Below are 18997 nucleotides of genomic sequence, written 5' to 3' on the forward strand. Positions count from 1 at the left end.
TTCTATTGTACTAGCGATTTAATATTTCCGTTTGATTTTATTAATTGTATTTCGGCTATCTTGTAATTCAATAAAGCCTGTGTATAGCTGTTCTGTGCCGATGTAAGTGCATTTTCTGTATCCAGCAGATCGGTTAAAGAAGCTAAGCCATTGTTATAATTGTTCTGTGTGCTTTTGTAAATTTCCTGCGCTAAATCGGCATTTTTACGCTGCGATTTAATGGTGTTTAAATTGTTTCTTAGCTGGATCTTCGCATTTTCGTAAGCCAGGTTTAAAGCGTTTACAGATTCTCTTCTGTCTTCTTTTGCCTTTTTAATATCAACATCTGCCTGGCGGATTTTTGAGCGGGTTAAAAAGCCATTAAAAATAGGCACTCTTAGGGTTAAACCAACCGCTGATGCACCATATCCAATTGCAGCAGCATTCGATTTTAAGAAATCGAAGCTATCACTCTGACTCGAATAGGTGTAGTTTCCGGTTAAAGCCAGTGAGGGATAATACTCGGCTACATAAGCTTTTCTTTGGAGTGATAACAGTTTATCCTGATTGTTTAAAAGTTTAACCTCTGTTCGGTTTGCCAGATCGATAGAATCGGTAAATACAGGCAAAGTAGTTACTTCGGTTAACTCAGTAGCAGGCAGGTTAATTTGAGTCGCAACCGACATCCCCATCGAAAATTTCAATTGATTTTCCAATTGGGTAATGGCATTGATCACCTGCTCGCGCTGGGTGTTCAGGTTGGTTAGGTTTACCATAATCCTGTCGACATCGATTTTTCTTGCTAAACCATTTTTATATTGGTTCGAAACAATTTTCTCTACAATCTTAACATTTTTGATGTTGGTATCGATTACGTTAAGTTGCTGTCTGTTTACCAAAACCTGATAATAATTATTGGCAACCAGTTCGATAATCTGTTCTTCTGTTAATTGCGAAGTAAGGTTATAATATTCCTCACTTGATCTGGCTGCCTGCAAGCCTGTAAAAACCTGTTGGTTAAACAATTGTTGCGATAGCTGAACACCAGCAGATGAATTCCAGTTCTGGCCTAATTTAATTGCCTGTGTTTGACCACCAAAATTGGCAACCAATTGCCCAATAATTGGGTTATAGGTTAATCCGACAGTACCTGTAATTTGAGGCAAGGCCTGGGCCCTTACTTCCTCAACCTTGTATCTTCCGCCTTCAATATCCAGTTTCGCCTTACGAACCTTGTTATTGTTTTGGAGCGCATAGGTTAGCGCATCTTTTAAGGTAACTTGCTGCTGAGCAACTACCAGCTGCGGTAAAGCCGAGCCGATAATAAGTATGAGCATTAATTTTACCATTTTTACTCTAAGCATAATGTATTGTTTTTTGTTTTTGGGTTCTTATCTATTTAAAATTTGCGGCCCGTTTACCATTGTTTCGGTCGCCGTATTTCAGTCTGAACATCTTAAACCCCTCACAAATATGGTGGTGAGGTTTTTTTGCTTCAGTGTCATTTTATTTAGTGCTTTTTTATCGGGAAAAAGGTCTTTTCCGGTTTCCATAATACACATGGTGCATAGGCCCATCAAACTTTCCAGATAAAGTTCTGCAACATGTGCAGTATCATCGTGCTCAATTTCTCCCTTTCCTTTTGCCTGGCTAAAAATCTCAGCGAAGAAATCTTTTTCTGAGCTTTTTAGGGCTTGTAACTTGCCTTTAATCACATCGTCGTTCAATAAATCAGGTATGCCTTCGGTAATCCTTAACATGTAATACTTTTGAAAGAAAGTGTTTCTCACTTCTATCGTACTGAAAAGGATGTCTTCTAAGGGCTGATCTGGATTATATTTCTTTTTGATCAACTCAAAGAAGTCGTTAAATACCCTTTCTATCACTCCAATAATTAAATGCTTCTTATCCGGGAAATAATAATAAAGCGATGGTTTGGAAACAGAAAGGTCTTCTGCTATATCGTTCATTGTGGTTTTACCAATACCAAAATGGATAAAGCGTTTTATAGCACCATCAATAATTTGCTCTCTCTTTTTATCGGCTACAATCATTTTACTTTTCTACTTTCTGACTTTTTTAATATTTTAGTCAAAAATAGTGCTAAAAAATCATTTGTCAGGAAAGGTTTGTTGAAAAGCGCATTAAGCTTACAATTTTATGACATAATTTTGCTTCTTTGTCTGTTTATATATCTTTACAAACCAATCATTTAGAAATCTTGTCTGTAATAATCAACATCTTTATTGTGCTGCTAACCATTGTTTCCATGGAGTGTTTGTCGTGGTTTATGCACAAGTATTTATTTCATGGCCCGCTATGGTCTATGCATAAAAGCCATCACCAGAAGGCAAAATCATTTTTCGAATGGAACGATTTGTTTGCTGTTCTGTTTGCAGCACTATCCTTATTCTTAATGTATATAGATCGTGATCATTTCGGTAATAGATTTTTTATTGGTTTAGGCATTACTTTATATGGCCTGATTTATTTCGTCGTACACGATTGGTTTGTACACCGAAGGTTTAAAACTTTTAAAAGTAATAACGCCTATTTGCAGGCGGTACGGAAAGCACATAAAATCCATCATAAAAACAGAGGTAAGGAAAAAGGAAAGGCTTTTGGGCTGCTGTTTGTAAAGAGAGGGTTAATAAAAAATGATTAAGATATTTTTAACTAAGTAATTAGTTTTATATTTACTTTTTAAATAGATAAATATGAAAAAGTACTTATTCATTCTTTTGGTTTTTATGGTGTCATCAGCAAGTGCCCAAATCACTAAATTTACCATTAAGGGTGTAGTCGCAAATACAGATAGCATTAAGTATGCTTATTTAACCACGATATCTCAACAGGTCCCAATTTCGAATGAGAAAATATTTATGGTTACACCAGTGGTTGATGGCAAATTTGAATTTTCCGGAACATTCGATCTCGAGGGTAAAGATTATCAGTATGCCAGTGTTTTTGTTGAAGAAAGAGGGAATATTTCTAAAGAAGAAGCGCTGTCAAAGTTCAGGAATTTAATTTGGGTAACGGGACGTAGGAGGAATGCAAGGCTTCTGGTGCTGGAAAATTTAACCTTATCCATTGATGAATATGGTAAAACAAAAGAATCTAAAGTTATTGATGGCGGAATCCTAACAAAACAAGATGATGAATATAAAATGGCCATAAGGGCGGGGGGCAGGCAATTGATCTCGTTTATAAAGAAATATCCAGATTCTCCAATATCATATTATTGTGTTAAAGAAACCACTTCCCTGTTTGATGCTGCTCATAGAGACAGATTTATTAGCCTTTGGGGTTCGCCAAGTGAATTGTTTAATGAACTTTCGCCCAAGCTAAAAAATAGTAAACGAGGAATTGAATTGAAGGAAAGTATTGATGCCAAGGCTAAACTATAATTGAATTGCTAGTCGTATTTTATAAATGATGAAAAAGTATTTATTCATTCTTGCAACATTAATCAGTTTTGTAACCTTTGTAAATGCTCAGCAAGCGGTAAAGGGTATGTTGAGATTAAAATCTGATTTTAATTCACTTGGCTTACAGCCATTGAAAGTTGTAATAAAAAGATATGACCTGGCAAGATTAAATGGAAAAATTGATACTATCATAGTTGGAAATCAGGTTTTTACTTACGAAACTGAACTTGCCGAACCATTAAACTTAACATTGGATTTTTATTGGAAAGATAAGAAGTTTACCACAAATAGTTTTTGGATGACGCCAGGGAGTTATGATATTACATTCGGTAATGATCTGATTCCAAAAATTCCGGAAAAATATACGGAAATAGCATTAGGTATAATTGAACTTGATCAACACGCTAAGGCTTTTTCAAAAAAAGCGGAAACATTGGTTAGTAATGTCAATTATGAAAATCAAAAAATAGCCGATGTTGAGCGGAAGATTTGGCAAATAAGAGATTCAGTAGACATTGCACTTGACCAAAATATTTATTTACCTGCAATAAAATCAAATGCCAATTCTCCGATAGGCTTATACGCACTTTGGAGGTATGCAGACAGGCCTCATGGCAATTCAAGAATCGTAACTAAACCAAAAGAAATTGATTCTTTATTAAATACGCTAAGTTTTGAAATAAAGGCGCTCCCTTCAGCAAAAAAATTAATCAATACAATATTGCTAGAAAAACAACTCAAAGTGGGTAACATGATGAAAAACGTTTCATTACCTGATGTTGCCGGCAAAATCTATAGTATAAATGATTTTAAAGGGAAATATGTATTGGTCGATTTTTGGGCAAGCTGGTGTACGCCTTGCAGGGCAGAAAACCCTAACCTTATTAAAGCTTTTAATAAGTATAAAAAATCGGGATTTCAGATCATTAGCATAACGAGAGACGAATTATCACGGAAAACAGATTGGATTGAAGCTGTTAAAACAGATAAGGTAGCGATATGGCTTCAATTGAGTGATTTTAAAAATATCGCGCAGAAGATTTATAACATCGAAGCCATACCTGTAAATTATCTTGTTGATCCAAAAGGTATGATTGTTGGTCGTGATTTACGCGGCGAAGATTTAGAAACCGCGCTAAAAAAGATTTTCAAATACTAATTTAAAATCGAATCAGGTATTGCAAAAAAAAAGATTTTTTTAGGTCTAATATTTTTTCTTTAATTGTAGGGGTTAGTGGCAGCAAGAAAGGAAAGGCTTTTGGGCTGCTGTTTGTAAAGAGAGGATTAATAAAAAATGATTAAAATATTTTTTAACTAAATAATTAGTTTTATATTTATGTTATAAATACAAAGCTGATGAAAAACCTTATTTTTTGCCTGGTACTACTTTTCGCAGGCTCGCTGCATTCACAAACCATCAAATTCACAGTAGAGGGGGTGGTCCAAAATCCTAAAAGCGCAAAATTTGCTTACCTGGTCAGTATGGCACCAGTAGCCGGAAAAGCAAATTTGTTTTTGGTCAGGCCAATGGAGGGGAATCATTTTCAATTATCGGCTACATCCGATTTAGAAGGACAACTTTTAAGAAACGGGTTTATCTTTATCGATGAACGTGGCGATATTACTTTAGCTGAAGTAAAGGCCAAAATAAAACAAAAGGTTTGGTATGTGGGTGGCAGTGCTAATCTGAAAAGTATTTTTCTGGAAGATGTTAAGTTGGATATTGAAAATCCTTACAATTTGGAACCTGCGAAGATAATTAGTGGAGGGGTTTATCTTCAGCAAACCAAGGATGCCCAGCAGGCACTTAGAGATAGGACATTGTTAGCTTTCATTAAACAACATGCTGATTCGCCAGTGGCACTTACCCAAGTGGTCTGGGCTGTGAGTTATATCAATGTTCCAAGTTCTTTGAAAGGGCCTGATTTTGGTACCCCCGAAGAGTTATATGGGGCACTTTCTACCCGTTTGAAGCAAAGTAAGGAGGGATTAGAGATTAAAGAGAAAATAGATAAGAAAAAAAAATAAAGCTTTCTATCAGGTTATATGCTCTTCGTTTTTTGGCAGGATGCTTGCTCTTTTTTGTTAAACCTATGCCATGAGAAAAATTTACTATGCCTTTGCCCTTTTATCGCTGCTTGCCATTACATCATGCGGAAAAAAGACTGATAGAGACCGTGCGGTTGCACTTGTCGAATCTAAATATGAAAATAGTCCTCAGGAATTGAATTTTGATGGCTCCAAATTGGATAGCCTTTACAATATTTCCCCTCAGGCTTATGCCGATAGCCTAAAAAAAGGAAATGAACTGGATATTACCTTAGCTGCTTTGGAGAGTCAAATCGAACATTTGAGTCAGGTTGAATCGGATAGTGTAGGATTGATTAGTGCGAAACTCACAAAAGAAAGATACCGCCTTTTAGACCTGGCCAAAATCAAACCCACTTTTATAGGCTGGACACTTTCTAATGTAGGTGTTGAAGGAGAGAAACCAGAAGTTTTAAGTTTTAATTTTGATAAGGGGATTACCAAAATCGTTCCTTAACTATTTTTTATTTTACTTTTGCAGCATAACACAAAATCAACATGCTTCAAATCCAGGAAAATATTTCGTTAAAACCCTATAATTCGTTTGGTATCGATGTTAAGGCCAGTTATTTCGCCGAAATAAGCGTTGAAGCAGATTTAATTAAATTGTTTAAGCAAGAGATCGTAAAATCTCAAAAACTTCTGGTTATTGGCGGGGGAAGTAATGTACTGTTTACTCAGGATTATGACGGGTTAGTTGTTAAAATCAGCATTAAGGGTATTCAGTCTAGCGCTATTGACGGTAAGGTTTTGGTAACAGCCGGCGCCGGTGAAGTATGGAACGATTTTGTGAACTATTGTGTTGCCCATCATTTTGCAGGTGTAGAAAACTTAAGCCTCATCCCTGGTACGGTTGGTGCATCACCCATACAGAATATTGGTGCTTATGGGGTAGAGCTTAAAGATGTTTTCGAAAGCTGTACTGCATTTGAGATCAAAACCGGAAAAATCAAAACCTTTAGTTATGCTGATTGCCACTTCGGTTACCGCGAAAGCATTTTCAAGGGTGAGCTAAAAGGTCAGTATATTATTACGGCAGTTACTTTCCGTTTGTCGGCAGAAGCAAAAATTAATACTTCCTATGGTGCAATTGAAACCGAGCTGCTAAACAGGGGAATCGAAAGGCCAAATATTGCCGATGTTTCTGCTGCGGTATCGCATATCCGCGTAAGCAAATTGCCCGATCCATCTACTATTGGTAATGCCGGCAGTTTTTTTAAAAATCCGGTAATCGAAAAATACGAATTTGCCGATATTGTGGCCAAACACCCCGATGTGGTACACTATGCTACAGCTGATGATAAAATTAAACTGGCAGCAGGCTGGTTAATTGAACAATGTGGCTGGAAAGGTAAAGTAGTGGGCCAAACCGGTACCTGGAAAAACCAGGCTTTGGTTTTAGTTAACCACGGACAGGCAACTGGCACAGAAGTGTACAATTTTTCTGAACAGATTATAGACAGTGTAAAGTCTACTTTTGGAGTCACTTTAGAAAGAGAAGTAAATATTCTGTGACGAAAGCTCGTCCTCAGGTAGTTGCGCGCTTTTGGCCCCATGCCAGAAAATTTTGGTACTAAGTTTGTTTAGGTTTAAGCGAATGGACAATAACTCATTTGTTTTTTTAACTACCTAAAGCTAAATATCATGACAAAATTTGAATTCAATCATCTGGTTAATCATCACTCGGTATCGCTTAGATCTTATGCTTTAAATTTTACTAAAGACGCAGAAGACGCAAATGATTTGGTTCAGGATACCATGCTGAAAGCGATCACTTATTACAATAAGTTTAAAGAGGGTACGAATTTAAAAGGTTGGTTGTTTACCATCATGAAAAATACTTTCATTAATAACTATCGCCGACTGGTGAAAACCAATACTTTAATTACGCAGAGTGAGGATATTTCTTCTGCAAACCTTTCATATAGTGCAACTAAAAATCAGGCTGAAAGTAAATTTGTGCTGGGCGATATTGATAAAGCGCTTTCACAATTACCAGAAGAGTATTATGTGCCTTTTATCCGTTATTTTGAAGGGTATAAATATCACGAAATTGCAGATATGTTAGCTATTCCGATTGGAACCGTAAAAACGCGTATCCACGTAGCAAGAGGAATTCTTAAAAAATATCTAAAAACCTATTCTAAAGAAATTGCCACATCAGAAGTGGCTTAAGATACATCCATCGAAAAACTAGAGGCTCAGATTTATCTGGGCCTTTTTTGTTTTTATTCCCACAAGAGACACGTCATCCCGAGAGATCCGTCTTGATAAATTTAGCTTCGCTGAGCACTACGTGGTTCTCGACTGTGTTGCACTCTGCTCGAAATGACGACATAGGAATATTTTATACTTTTAAATCTATCTGTTATTTGTATTGATGGTATACGATAAACCGAAACTAAGGGTGACGGTTGGACTCTAAAAAGGACATTACCAAAATGTTGTTAAAAGCAAAAGGCCTGAAAAATTCAGGCCTTATTTGCTTATCATATATTTGGTTAGTTGATTCTTATTTTTTCTTTCAACAATTCGCCTTCTCTCTTATTTCGAAACAAATGCAAACCCCGAACGATTATGTGTTTTGAAGCTTTTTTGCAGTGTTTTTGTTTTGTGGTTATAAAGATAAGGGAAATTTTAAATTTGTCAAGCTTTTTTTAACTTTTTTTTTATTTCTTTTGCTACCACTTGCCCGGAGATGATTGCAGGTGGTACACCAGGCCCCGGAACGGTTAATTGTCCGGTGTATAAAAAATTCGTTACCTTACTTTTCATTTTAGGTTTTAAAAAAGCAGTTTGTTTCAAAGTGTTTGCTAATCCATACGCATTTCCTTTAAAAGCATGGTAGTCGGCTACAAAATCGTTCATGGCATAACTGCGCTTAAACAAAATGTGGTCACGAATGTCATTCCCGGTTAAATTTTTAAAGCGATCGGTTAACAAATTGAAGTATGCTTCCATTTTGCTTTCGCTATCTTTTAAATCAGGTGCTACCGGAATTAAAAAGAAAAGATTCTCGCAGCCTTCCGGTGCTACGCTTTTATCTGTTACCGAAGGACAGCATACATAAAATAGCGGTTTTGACGGCCATTGCGGATGGGTGTAGATTTCTTCAGCATGTTGATCAAAATCTTCATCAAAAAATAAGTTATGGTGTAATATGTTGTTCAGCTTTTTATTTAATCCCACATAGAACAAAAGGCAGGAAGGCGCCATGGTTCTTTCGTCCCAGTATTTTTCGCTGTAATTGCGGTAAGGTTTATCAAAAAGATGCTGATCGATATGGTGATAATCGGCATTGCCGACCACAAAGTCGCTTTTAAAATTTCCCTTATTCGTAATTACGTACTCTGCCAGGTTGTTTGTTACTTCAATTTTGGTTACTTCGGTATTAAAAATAAATTTTACGCCTTCGCTTTCAGCTATTTGTTGCATGGCGGCTACAATTTTGTGCATACCACCCATGGGGTACCAGGTGCCTAATACAAGGTCGGCGTAGTTCATCAAACTGTATAAAGCCGGTGTATTTTGTGGCGTGGCACCTAAAAACAGAACCGGGAATTCTAACAATTTTCTCAAGCGATCATTTTTGAACAAATGGTGCACATGTTTCCGCATATTGCCCAAAAGTTGAAGTTTAATACCGCTTATGGCTAACCTTGGGTCGAAATATTCCATTACGCTGTGCGAGGGTTTAAAAACGTATTCATTCATGCCCACATCGTATTTGTATTTGGCCTGATCGAGAAAATAGGTTAGGTTTTTGCTGCTTCCTGGCTCCAGCTTTTCAAATAAAGCGTATAAATCAGCTAATGTTGCCGGAACATCAATAGTATCTTTTTTGCCAAAATAAATCCGGTAAGAAGGACTTAACCTTTTTAGTGTATAAAAATCAGAAGCTGTTTTGCCAAAAAGCTTGTAATAGTTTTCAAACACATCGGGCATCCAGTACCAACTTGGGCCCATATCGAAAAGAAAACCGTCTTTTTGCCAGCTCCGGGCCCTGCCGCCAGCCATTTCATTTTTCTCGATAACTGTAACATCGCAACCATCTTTAGCCAATAAAGCTGCCGCAGCCAAACCTGCAAAACCAGCGCCGATAATGGTAACCGTGGGTTTTTTCTCCATGGTGTAAATAAAGGAATTTTATTGCGTTTTGTTTTTGTTATTCTAATATTCTATTATTCTGCACCTGATGCAAAATCTTTAAAGCATGTAGGGTATAGGCGATTAATAAAACATAGGTTTTGCCATTAAGGAGTTAAGCAAGTTAAGCGGGATTATCTTAATGCCCTTAATTTCTTAATGTTTAAGCGTGAATATCTGCAAAGAGAACTCCTGATAGATTTCTTACCTTTGCCTAAACTCATGATTAAACTACGCATTATATTTTTTCTGCTATTGGCAGCAAGCCATGTTACTTACGCTCAGTTAACTGCTCAGGAAATTTCGATATTAAAAACGAATATGGTTAAGGCGGTAGAAAACTCCAGGCTAACCGACTCGTTGTTTACCAGGCTGAACAAACTGCCCAATAAAACCGCACTGATAACCGGCTATACCGGCACATTAGAGGCGCTTAAAGCCAAGCACTCATGGAATCCATACAACAAGATCAGGTATGTGAGCCGATCCCTTAAAACCATGCAAAAAGCAATTGATATGGATAAAGAAAATATGGAAATCCGTTTTATGCGGTTTTCGATTGAATTTTATACCCCTTCCTTCCTCGGCTTCAGCAAAGATTTAGCACTGGATAAAAAAGAGATCGTTAAACATTATCAAAATGAAAATTTTGGTCTTGCCGATCGCGAGCTGGTTAAAAACGTAGCTAAATTTATGATCGACAGTAAAAAATGTACGCCAGCTGAAGTTAAAATTTTAACAAAACACCTTTAGTATGAATTATACCTACCTGCTGATTAATCTTGGCGTAATTTTCTTTCCCCTGGTTTTGTCGTTCGATAAAAAGGTGCATTTTTTTAGCAAATGGAAATTTGTATTCCCTGCAATACTCATTACAGGTCTGGTGTTTTTAATTTGGGATATCCTGTTTACCAAACTCAATGTATGGTCTTTTAATCCCGATTACCTTATTGGGGTAAATCTTTTGGGATTACCCTTAGAAGAGATCCTGTTCTTTTTAACTGTTCCCTATGCCTGTGTATTTATTTACGAATGTTTAAATGCCTACTTTCCTAAAAACAACCTGCAAAAGTACAGTCTGGCCGTCAGTAATTTGTTCCTGGGGCTTTGTGTAGCCATTTTATTTTTTGGTTATAACAGGTGGTATACGCTGATCAATTTTGGCTTTTTATTTATGGTGCTGGCCTATGTTGAATATGTGAATGTGGAGTTCAGGTTTATGTACAAATTCTACAGGGCCTACCTGGTTTCGCTGATTCCCTTTTATATTGTAAACGGCTTTTTAACTTCTATTCCTGTAGTGATGTATAACGATCAGCAAAACCTTGGTTTTAGAGTAGGTACTATTCCTTTTGAGGATCATTTTTATTTAATGGGGCTGTTGTTGATGAATATTTACCTCTACGAAGTTTTTAAAAGCAAGGACGTTAAAAGAACTTAAAGGAGTGTTTAAAAATTAGGAAATGATTGGTCTGTGGTTCTTGGAGGCTGGCAGTCCCGCTTTACGCTTTACTCCGTTGCACTTCGTGTTCGCTCCAATCGTGTTTACGGACAAGGGGTTGTGCCTTGTAAACCAGCAAATGAAATGCTGCTAGGGTCACCTAGCCCCGGTTGAAGTGTTACCCTGCAGCAAAGAGGTATCCCGAAGTTTCGGGAAAGCGTATAAGCGTAAAACGGGAAGTAACTTGGTGCTTTGTAGCGAACTTGCGCTCCAAAAACAATAGCTAATCAAGCATGTAAGGCATCGAAGGTAATATAAGCTTATATGATACTTAAATTTCTTATCTGGTTAAAAACCTTTTTGTTTATCTTCAACCCGAAATTAATTAAATGGATTTACCCAGCTATACCAAGCAGCAACTCGCCTTACGCAACGGCCAAGACAAACCTCAAATATGGGTGGCTTATAAAGGCTTGATCTACGATATGACCGATAGCAGGCTGTGGCGGAACGGTAAACATTATGAACACTGGGCCGGTCAGGATTTAACCGACGAACTACCCGATGCACCCCACACCGAAGCTGTTTTCGAAAATTTCGTACCGATAGCCATATTGGTTTCACCCAATTGATTTTAATAAGCGTAGATTGTTCAGCGAAGATTTTACTCTATAAAAAAACTGCAGATTTAAAAGAAATTCATCTTTAAACCTGCAGCTCAATTTATCTGCAGTACGAAACAGGAAACTGCCTATTGAAAACTGTTAACTGATTACACTTCAATCGTAAAAGCACTTAAGCTTACAAATTCCTGAATTCTTGCAGCAACTTCTTCATCCGTTAAATTTAATAACTTCTCTGTTCCGAATTTTTCTACACAGAAAGAAGCCAATGCTGAGCCATAAATGATGGCGTTTTTCATGTTATTGAAGTTGATTGTGCCCACTTTAGCCAAATAACCGATAAAACCTCCTGCGAAAGTATCGCCGGCGCCAGTTGGATCAAATACTTCTGCCAAAGGCAAAGCCGGAGCAGAGAAAATCTGGTCTTCGTGGAATAACAATGCACCATGTTCGCCTTTTTTAATAATCAGGTATTTAGGCCCCATTGCAAGGATTTTTTTAGCAGCTTTAACCAACGAGTATTCGCCTGATAACTGACGTGCTTCAGCATCGTTAATGGTTAATACATCTACCATTTTAATGGTTTCCAACAAATCATCCATCATAATGTCCATCCAGAAGTTCATGGTATCCATTACGATTAATTTCGGGCGGTTTTTAAGGCGTTTAATTACCGTTTGCTGCACCTGTGGGGTTAGGTTGCCTAACATCAGGTATTCGCAGTCCTGATAGCTCTCCGGGATAATCGGGTCGAAATTTTCCAATACATTCAGTTCTGTAATTAAAGTATCGCGGCTATTCATGTCGTTATGGTATTTTCCCGACCAGAAAAATGATTTTTCACCTGCTTTAATCTGTAGTCCTTCGGTATCAATACCGTGTGCGGTGAAGGTGTCGATGTCTGATTGATGAAAATCATCACCCACTACTGCTACAATTTTTGCTTTATTATAAAAGTAAGAAGCTGCTAAACTGGCGTAAGTTGCCGCTCCACCTACAATTTTATCTGTTTTTCCGAAAGGAGTTTCAATAGCATCAAAAGCTACAGTACCTATGATTATCAGGCTCATATCTATGTATTAATTTTTTTTTAAAATTTTTCACTGCAAATATTGCATAAATAATTTAAAAGCCCTAATATTGCATTCCCAAAACGAACAAGGCTATGTGTGCCACAAAGTACAGAGAACCTCGTTTTAGGAAACGACCAGTACTCCTTCTTAGCTCAGCTGGTTAGAGCATCTGACTGTTAATCAGAGGGTCGCTGGTTCGAGCCCAGCAGAGGGAGCCAAAACCCGCAACGAAAGTTGCGGGTTTTTTGCATTTGGGACTGGCGAGAAGTTTATGGGCGTCCAGCAAAGGAACAGATTTCTTATTTTTAAAGATTTTTATGGAATTCTTTATTTACATCCTATACTCCGAGGGCTCCAATGTTTATTATATTGGCCATACGAACGATTTTATCAGGCGATTGGAAGAACATAATACCTCAAAGCATTTGACCTTTACCGCTAAGCACCGCCCCTGGGTTTTAAAAGTAGTATACGCCTGTGGTAATCTAAAGGCAGAGGCGGTCAAGATCGAACGGTTTATAAAAAGACAGAAAAGCAGAAATTTAATAGAAAGACTTATTGAAGGTAGTGAGTTAACAGGAATCTTATCTCAGCTGGTTAGAGTCCCGCATGTGCGGGATTAATCAGAGGGTCGCTGGTTCGAGCCCAGCAGAGGGAGCCAAAACCCGCAACGAAAGTTGTGGGTTTTTTGCGTTTGGGGTTGGCGAGAAGTTATTCTGAGCGCAGGCGAAGGGAACCCAGCAGAGGGAGCCAATGCCTTTCAGGTTATCGTAAAGGCGTTTTTGTTTTTAACTGATTTTCAAATGGTTAATACAGTAAATAGAGGATTATTTTGGTTCGAGTACAATATCCACACCCATACTGTTTAAAGCATTCAAAAATCTCAAACTTGCTTTACTAAATCTTCCTAGCGAATAAGTTATAATCTACATTCCCGGCTTTTTTTGGTTAGATGCCGTTAAATTCCATAGGATTGCAAGTTTTGCTGGCATTATATAGTTAAATGCCTGTTTTGAAAAGAAATAAATTAAGTCAATGTATTTTTCTGCTTCCTCTTCTGAAAGATTCGTGCCTTTAGCTTTGAAGTATTCGATTACCTTTTTAGTAGAAAGAGATCTTGTGGTTTGATTTTTCATTATGGTTGTTTTGTTTGAAACTTAATAAATGGATGTACTCCAAACAACTGTTAGATAATAAAAGTATATTGTTATATTAATTAATTAAGTCGTATCCTGCCCATTTACTAAAATAGAATCTATGAAAAGAAAATACCCAATGCTGAATTTGTTCGTTTTAATTTTTATTTCATTTACAATGGTAGAAACAGCCAATGCACAGCATAATGATCGAAAATTTCGTATCGCAAAAATACAAGTCTATCCTCAATATCTTGAAGAATATAAGGCCGCACTAGCTGAACATGCAAAAGATGCAGTCTTATTAGAACCGGGTGTATTGGCACTTCAAGCGGTTTATGACAAGTCTAATCCCCGAAATGTTACTGTTTTTGAGGTCTACGCAAATGAAGAGGCCTATCAAATACACTTAAAAACTAAGCATTTCTTGAAATATAAAAATGGCACCTTAAAAATGGTTAAGTCTCTCGATCTTGTTGAAGTTGCCCCAATTGGTATTGAAATTAAGAATGTGCTTTCAAAGCAATGATTTTTCAACTGAAATATAAATCTTAAACTACTCGAAATGAACAACACAGAAATATTCCCTATAGGTGAACCGTTATCCAATGATTGGTTTACCGGCAATGCTTTTTTATACCCATTAGTCAGCAAAGACAAGAACAATGAATTTTCGGCTGGAAGCGTAACCTTTGAACCTGGAGCAAGAACCAATTGGCATATCCACCCGAAGGGTCAGGTGCTGATAGTTATTGAAGGTAATGGTTTTTATCAGGAACAAGGCAGTAGGGCACAACCGATAAAGAAAGGTGACGTGGTAAATATTCCTGAAAATGTAATACATTGGCACGGTGCATCCGCTACAATGAAAATGGTTCACATTGCTATTACAAATTTCAAGGATGAGACACAGGTAACCTGGCTGAGTCCAGTATCCAACGAAGAATACAATGAAGTAGTTAAGTAAGAGACTCTCGGGTATTAAGGTGTCAATAAATAGGCTCTGTTTTGTGATGTTTTAAATTAAGAACAGTATGGTTCCATTATTGTAAAAGATTTTCATCAATTTTTGCGATTAGGGCTGGCGAGAAGTTTATCCAAACTTTATATGGACGTTTGAGTGGACGCGACATGTCTAGTCCTTGAAAAAGTTGACTATTTATTTTACTAAATTATAAAAATAAAAGAACCATTAAAATCTATTTTGATGGTTCTTTTTTCTTCCACCGTTTTACAAATATCTTAGGTTTTGAGTGCGCTTGCCTCGGCGTTAACATATTTACTGAAGAGTGTAATCTCATCTGGTTATATAATTCAATCGCCTGGTGCACTTGTTTATATAATTGGGCTTTCCCCTTAAAGACTGCATCCAATCCAAATTCGTCCTTTAAAATCCCATTGACTCTTTCTGCGACTGCATTTTCATATGGATCACCATTTTCAGATACTGATTGTGATGTTGTTATGCGATAAAAGCCTGATATAATCATAGCTGCAATACTGTAGTCCCCTGTCAGAATGGTGGATGAGCTGATGCTCATACTCCCTCTTGCTTATGGCCATCTCCAATGCCTTTTTCGTAGACACAGCCTTCATATCGCCACAGACTTCATACCCCATTATTAGCTTCGAGCCTGCGTCGGTAACCAGATGCAGATATTCATTTCCTGCAACCGTTTGTAGGTATGTTATATCTGAAACCCATAGCTGTTCAGGCATGGTTAGTTCCAGGTCCTTAGTTAGGTTGGGGTATTTCCTCATCCAGTGCTTCGAATCAGTTGTTCTGGTATACTTGCGTTTCCGTTGGACCAGCAGATGCTGTGATCTTAATATCCCAAAAAGTTTGTCGCGTCCAACCCACATGTTCTTGCGGGACATGCTTTCCCGTAACATCACATGCAGCTTACGGACCCCGGTCCGCGGTAGCTTATGTCGAATGTTCAGGACCATCTCTTTGATCTCCTGCTCTGCAACAGTCTTTTTTGAGCTATTGGATCTTGCCTTATAGAAAGCCTGTTTCGTGTAGCCAAACAGCTTGCACAACTTAGTAATAGTGTTCTTACTGGATAAAAGTGCTATTTCTTGAACTGCTTGGCGCCAGACTTTTTTCGGATCTCGATGTTCAGTTCCCGCTCCGCGATCTCAACAAATTTCTTGTACATGGAAAGCTGATGTTCTGCTTCCCTTAACTTCTTTTCCAATGCCTTGTTCTCTTGCTTTAACTCGAACTCAAGCTCTTTGAGTCGCTGTTGATCGTTGTCCTTCATAGGCCTGCCAATGCTTTTATATCTTGGATAGGCTAATTTACTATATTTTCGTAACCAATTCTGAATACACTGATTTCCGCGGATATCGTATTTACGTTGCAACTGGTCTTTATTCAAATGACCGTTCTCGTACTCCTCTACCACTAATCGCTTGAAACTTTCACTGTAACTCCGGGGTGAACGTTGCAATTTTTTTAAATTATTATTGACCATTTTGTTAAGATTTGGTCAACCTTTTTTAGGACTCCACAACAAAAACAAAAGCCTTACCATTTTAAATGGTAAGGCTTTTGTTTTAGATTTTTTTAAGCGAAAACAAGATGTGCTAAGGAATGATTAATAAAGGCAATTCTGGTCTCCTAAATTTTGCCATGTGCCATCTGACCCTTTAAATTGAAATTCTAGTTTTTCTTTCGTGTTTTTATCTTTTAAATAGTAAATGGTTATCGGATGATAGCCCTTTTCGAGTGTTACGCTTTTCTGGATCATCTCTCCATTTTTATAATCAAAATCGGCATCCAATAAATTAATTTGATGAAGTTTGACAAAGGCCTTACCCTGTGCCGCCAGTTTAAATGAATAAACCCCGTTTTTAGGAATTTTGATAAAAGTTTTAAATACCATCAGACCTGTTTGATTTTTTTTAGCCACAGACAGTGATTTAACTTCTCCCTTTCCATTGGCTTTTGCCAGATCTAGTGATGGTATATATGGGAAATTTCCATCAAAGAAGAACCATTTCAAGCCATATTTTGCATTTTTAGCTAAGGGTATGCCTGGAATAGGAGCGTTATCATATGGTCGCGGGGCATCCGAATCGGGTGTTCTAACCTGAAGTACTTTGGCTTTCATTTGGGCCTGCAGCTTATTAAAGCCAGTTTGTTTGGCCAAATTGTTTATTTCCTTTGGATCTTTAACAACGTTATAAATTTCAAAATTGTCATCTGCTGATTTAATATCATACCGTACCCCAACCAAATCTCCAAATCTGATCATTTGCATCTGGTTTCGTTTCCTGCCCGCATGATCAGGCTCGAACTGCTCAAAATTTGGCGTGTTACCCTGCTCAAAATATTCAACATATACCAGGCCATCGGTCTGTTTTCCCTGATTGGTTAATGCCGGGGCTAATGAAACACCGGTTGTTCGCGCAGGAATTGATGTTTTAGCTATTTCTGCAAAGGTTGGCAGCCAATCAGACAACATGGATGGTGTGTTGACCACTTTCCCGGCAGGGATATGTTTGGGCCAGGTAACCAGGGCTGGCATGCGAACACCACCTTCCCAACAATCGCGTTTTATGCCATCAAACTGGCCGTAGCTTTCGAAAAAAGTTGGTTTATATGCAACAAAAGGTTTTGGTAAATATGATTCTATTGATGGTCCATTATCAGAAGTGAAAACAATTAGGGTATTATCATCAATTTTTAAGTCTGAAAGTAATTTTCTGATATCACCAACGGCATCATCCAATCGTCTTACTGCTGTTGCATATCTTTTGTAGGTATCAGGCCATGGAACATTTGGTGTGCTAGGATTTTTATCATCATCATAAGTTGCATTGGCGTAATCTGGATGTAAGTAACTATCTACTATGCCTGATGCGGTATTAATCATTTTCCCTTGCTGGCCAAGCCATTTTAAGCCTCCGTTAAGGCCACCCCCACTGGGGTAACTTTGCGTTGGCAGCTCCAGTACTGCATGTGGTGCATCGTATGCCAGGAACATAAAAAAAGGAGTTTTCTTTGTATTATCCTTTTCAAAATTAATAATATAGTCTTTGGCTTTTGCCGTCCACAAATCGGTGGTATAACACTTTTCTAATCCATTGGAAACTTCCTGGTAATTTGCCCAAACCTCTTTTTTTCCTCTATAAACTCCTTCCAGTGGATAGTGTTCGTGGCCATCTGAATGTCGCATGTAACCAAAATAATTGTCAAAGCCTCTTTTTAACGGATGAGCAGGCCAGTCTGGTTTTTGCTTTTCGTTGGTTCCCTGTAAGCCCCACTTTCCAATGGCAACGGTGTTGTACCCGGCATTTTTTAGCACGTTGGCGATGTTATGATTATGCTCCAGTGCTTTATCAAATTGATTATCTCTCACATGGGCATTACCTTGATTTACCCCGGTGAGCAATGATGCCCTTGAAGGTGCGCAAACCGGTGCATTTGCATATTGTTGACTGAGCACAGCACCTGAGGCAGCCATGTCATCCAAATGTGGTGAAAATAATGCCGGGAGATCTTTATTTTTTTGTTTTTGGAATAATACACCTAAATCACCATAACCTAAATCGTCTACCAGAATATAAATGATATTGGGTTTTTGCTGGGCATGCAGACTAACTCCGCACGAAAAGAAATAAACGATAAAAAAAAGCAAGCCCAGGATTTTGTTTTCTGTGTTTCTCATATTCACTTTAAAATGCATGACTAAATTGACGTTTCGCTATAAATGGTTAAAATAACCATGGCTTTATCTTTATTCAACCATGGCTATTTTTAAGTGTTAATTAAAATGAACTATTTCCACCCAGGATTCTGTACAATTTTTGGATTTAATACAATCTGATTGGATGGAATTGGGTAAAGATAGTAATATTCAGGAAAAGGGCTTGAGGGTATACCCAGATATGAAATGTAACCAGCTATATCTGCCCGATTTGTATTTAGGGTGATATTTACTTAAAGGAGCGGTGTAATACCAATTAATCGGATATGGATTGATTTTTGGCCTTAAAATTAATACTATTCCAGGATACCCGTGTGATTTAAAACGGCTTTCAATTTATATACAATGTTTAGAATTACTGTTTA

General features: G+C 37.6%; 22 protein-coding genes and 1 tRNA gene. 14 read left to right on the forward strand and 9 right to left on the reverse strand.

Annotation, left to right across the window (positions count from 1 at the left end):
- Window positions 1–2: 2 nt before the first annotated feature.
- Window positions 3–1343, reverse strand: coding sequence for a transporter (locus CA265_24190; protein ARS42594.1), 1341 nt, complete (start codon window positions 1341–1343; stop codon window positions 3–5).
- A gap of 78 nt (window positions 1344–1421) precedes the next feature.
- Window positions 1422–2033, reverse strand: a complete 612-nt coding sequence (locus CA265_24195) for a TetR family transcriptional regulator (protein ID ARS42595.1) — start codon at window positions 2031–2033, stop codon at window positions 1422–1424.
- 176 nt (window positions 2034–2209) lie between these two features.
- Here CA265_24195 and CA265_24200 point away from each other — a divergent pair, with 176 nt between their 5' ends.
- The 7 genes from CA265_24200 to CA265_24230 all read left to right on the forward strand — a co-directional run bounded on the left by CA265_24200 (window position 2210) and on the right by CA265_24230 (window position 7670).
- Window positions 2210–2644, forward strand: coding sequence for a fatty acid hydroxylase (locus tag CA265_24200; protein ARS43112.1), 435 nt, complete (start codon window positions 2210–2212; stop codon window positions 2642–2644).
- 52 nt (window positions 2645–2696) lie between these two features.
- Complete coding sequence (locus tag CA265_24205; protein ID ARS42596.1) at window positions 2697–3386, forward strand: hypothetical protein; 690 nt, start codon at window positions 2697–2699, stop codon at window positions 3384–3386.
- Between the two features lie 25 nt (window positions 3387–3411).
- Window positions 3412–4566, forward strand: coding sequence for a hypothetical protein (locus CA265_24210; GenBank protein ID ARS42597.1), 1155 nt, complete (start codon window positions 3412–3414; stop codon window positions 4564–4566).
- Window positions 4567–4763: 197 nt separating this feature from the next.
- On the forward strand, window positions 4764–5435 hold the full coding sequence (locus CA265_24215) for a hypothetical protein (GenBank protein ARS42598.1): 672 nt from the start codon (window positions 4764–4766) through the stop codon (window positions 5433–5435).
- A gap of 70 nt (window positions 5436–5505) precedes the next feature.
- On the forward strand, window positions 5506–5952 hold the full coding sequence (locus CA265_24220) for a hypothetical protein (protein ARS42599.1): 447 nt from the start codon (window positions 5506–5508) through the stop codon (window positions 5950–5952).
- Between the two features lie 41 nt (window positions 5953–5993).
- Window positions 5994–7010, forward strand: a complete 1017-nt coding sequence (locus CA265_24225; protein ARS42600.1) for a UDP-N-acetylenolpyruvoylglucosamine reductase — start codon at window positions 5994–5996, stop codon at window positions 7008–7010.
- A gap of 129 nt (window positions 7011–7139) precedes the next feature.
- Window positions 7140–7670 (forward strand): RNA polymerase subunit sigma, encoded by a 531-nt coding sequence (locus tag CA265_24230; GenBank protein ARS42601.1) that lies wholly within the window; start codon window positions 7140–7142, stop codon window positions 7668–7670.
- A gap of 471 nt (window positions 7671–8141) precedes the next feature.
- Here the strand turns inward: CA265_24230 and CA265_24235 are convergent, their stop codons facing one another.
- The gene (locus CA265_24235) at window positions 8142–9623 is read right to left on the reverse strand and encodes a phytoene dehydrogenase (protein ID ARS42602.1); all 1482 of its coding nucleotides are present in this window, start codon (window positions 9621–9623) and stop codon (window positions 8142–8144) included.
- A gap of 240 nt (window positions 9624–9863) precedes the next feature.
- On the opposite strand from CA265_24235, the gene CA265_24240 reads away from it, so the two are divergent.
- The 3 genes from CA265_24240 (at window position 9864) to CA265_24250 (ending at window position 11714) form a co-directional block, all read left to right on the forward strand.
- A complete protein-coding gene (locus tag CA265_24240; protein ID ARS42603.1) occupies window positions 9864–10394 on the forward strand; it encodes a hypothetical protein in 531 nt (176 codons plus the stop codon).
- A gap of 1 nt (window position 10395) precedes the next feature.
- Window positions 10396–11082, forward strand: a complete 687-nt coding sequence (locus tag CA265_24245) for a hypothetical protein (protein ID ARS42604.1) — start codon at window positions 10396–10398, stop codon at window positions 11080–11082.
- A 389-nt stretch (window positions 11083–11471) separates the two neighbouring features.
- The gene (locus CA265_24250) at window positions 11472–11714 is read left to right on the forward strand and encodes a cytochrome b5 (GenBank protein ID ARS42605.1); all 243 of its coding nucleotides are present in this window, start codon (window positions 11472–11474) and stop codon (window positions 11712–11714) included.
- 140 nt (window positions 11715–11854) lie between these two features.
- Here CA265_24250 and CA265_24255 read toward each other — a convergent pair whose 3' ends face one another.
- Window positions 11855–12775: a sugar kinase gene (locus CA265_24255; protein ID ARS42606.1), complete on the reverse strand. Its 921-nt coding sequence runs from the start codon at window positions 12773–12775 to the stop codon at window positions 11855–11857.
- Between the two features lie 144 nt (window positions 12776–12919).
- Here CA265_24255 and CA265_24260 point away from each other — a divergent pair.
- Both CA265_24260 and CA265_24265 read left to right on the forward strand, forming a co-directional pair.
- Window positions 12920–12996: transfer RNA gene (locus tag CA265_24260), tRNA-Asn, on the forward strand.
- A gap of 33 nt (window positions 12997–13029) precedes the next feature.
- Entirely contained in the window at window positions 13030–13401 is a 372-nt protein-coding gene (locus CA265_24265; GenBank protein ID ARS42607.1) for a hypothetical protein, read from the forward strand.
- 303 nt (window positions 13402–13704) lie between these two features.
- On the opposite strand, the gene CA265_24270 is transcribed toward CA265_24265, so the two are convergent.
- A complete protein-coding gene (locus tag CA265_24270; GenBank protein ID ARS42608.1) occupies window positions 13705–13914 on the reverse strand; it encodes a hypothetical protein in 210 nt (69 codons plus the stop codon).
- 121 nt (window positions 13915–14035) lie between these two features.
- On the opposite strand from CA265_24270, the gene CA265_24275 reads away from it, so the two are divergent.
- Both CA265_24275 and CA265_24280 read left to right on the forward strand, forming a co-directional pair.
- Window positions 14036–14443 (forward strand): hypothetical protein, encoded by a 408-nt coding sequence (locus CA265_24275; protein ID ARS42609.1) that lies wholly within the window; start codon window positions 14036–14038, stop codon window positions 14441–14443.
- Between the two features lie 36 nt (window positions 14444–14479).
- Window positions 14480–14881: a cupin gene (locus CA265_24280; GenBank protein ARS42610.1), complete on the forward strand. Its 402-nt coding sequence runs from the start codon at window positions 14480–14482 to the stop codon at window positions 14879–14881.
- A gap of 232 nt (window positions 14882–15113) precedes the next feature.
- On the opposite strand, the gene CA265_24285 is transcribed toward CA265_24280, so the two are convergent.
- The 4 genes from CA265_24285 to CA265_24300 all read right to left on the reverse strand — a co-directional run bounded on the left by CA265_24285 (window position 15114) and on the right by CA265_24300 (window position 18593).
- Window positions 15114–15455: a hypothetical protein gene (locus CA265_24285; GenBank protein ARS42611.1), complete on the reverse strand. Its 342-nt coding sequence runs from the start codon at window positions 15453–15455 to the stop codon at window positions 15114–15116.
- Complete coding sequence (locus CA265_24290) at window positions 15355–15957, reverse strand: hypothetical protein (GenBank protein ARS42612.1); 603 nt, start codon at window positions 15955–15957, stop codon at window positions 15355–15357. Before CA265_24290 ends, CA265_24285 begins: the two co-directional genes overlap by 101 nt.
- A gap of 32 nt (window positions 15958–15989) precedes the next feature.
- Window positions 15990–16394: a hypothetical protein gene (locus CA265_24295; protein ARS42613.1), complete on the reverse strand. Its 405-nt coding sequence runs from the start codon at window positions 16392–16394 to the stop codon at window positions 15990–15992.
- 123 nt (window positions 16395–16517) lie between these two features.
- A complete protein-coding gene (locus tag CA265_24300; GenBank protein ID ARS43113.1) occupies window positions 16518–18593 on the reverse strand; it encodes a sulfatase in 2076 nt (691 codons plus the stop codon).
- Window positions 18594–18997: the final 404 nt, after the last annotated feature.

The sequence above is a fragment of the Sphingobacteriaceae bacterium GW460-11-11-14-LB5 genome (genome assembly GCA_002151545.1).
Classification (GTDB): Bacteria; Bacteroidota; Bacteroidia; order Sphingobacteriales; family Sphingobacteriaceae; genus Pedobacter.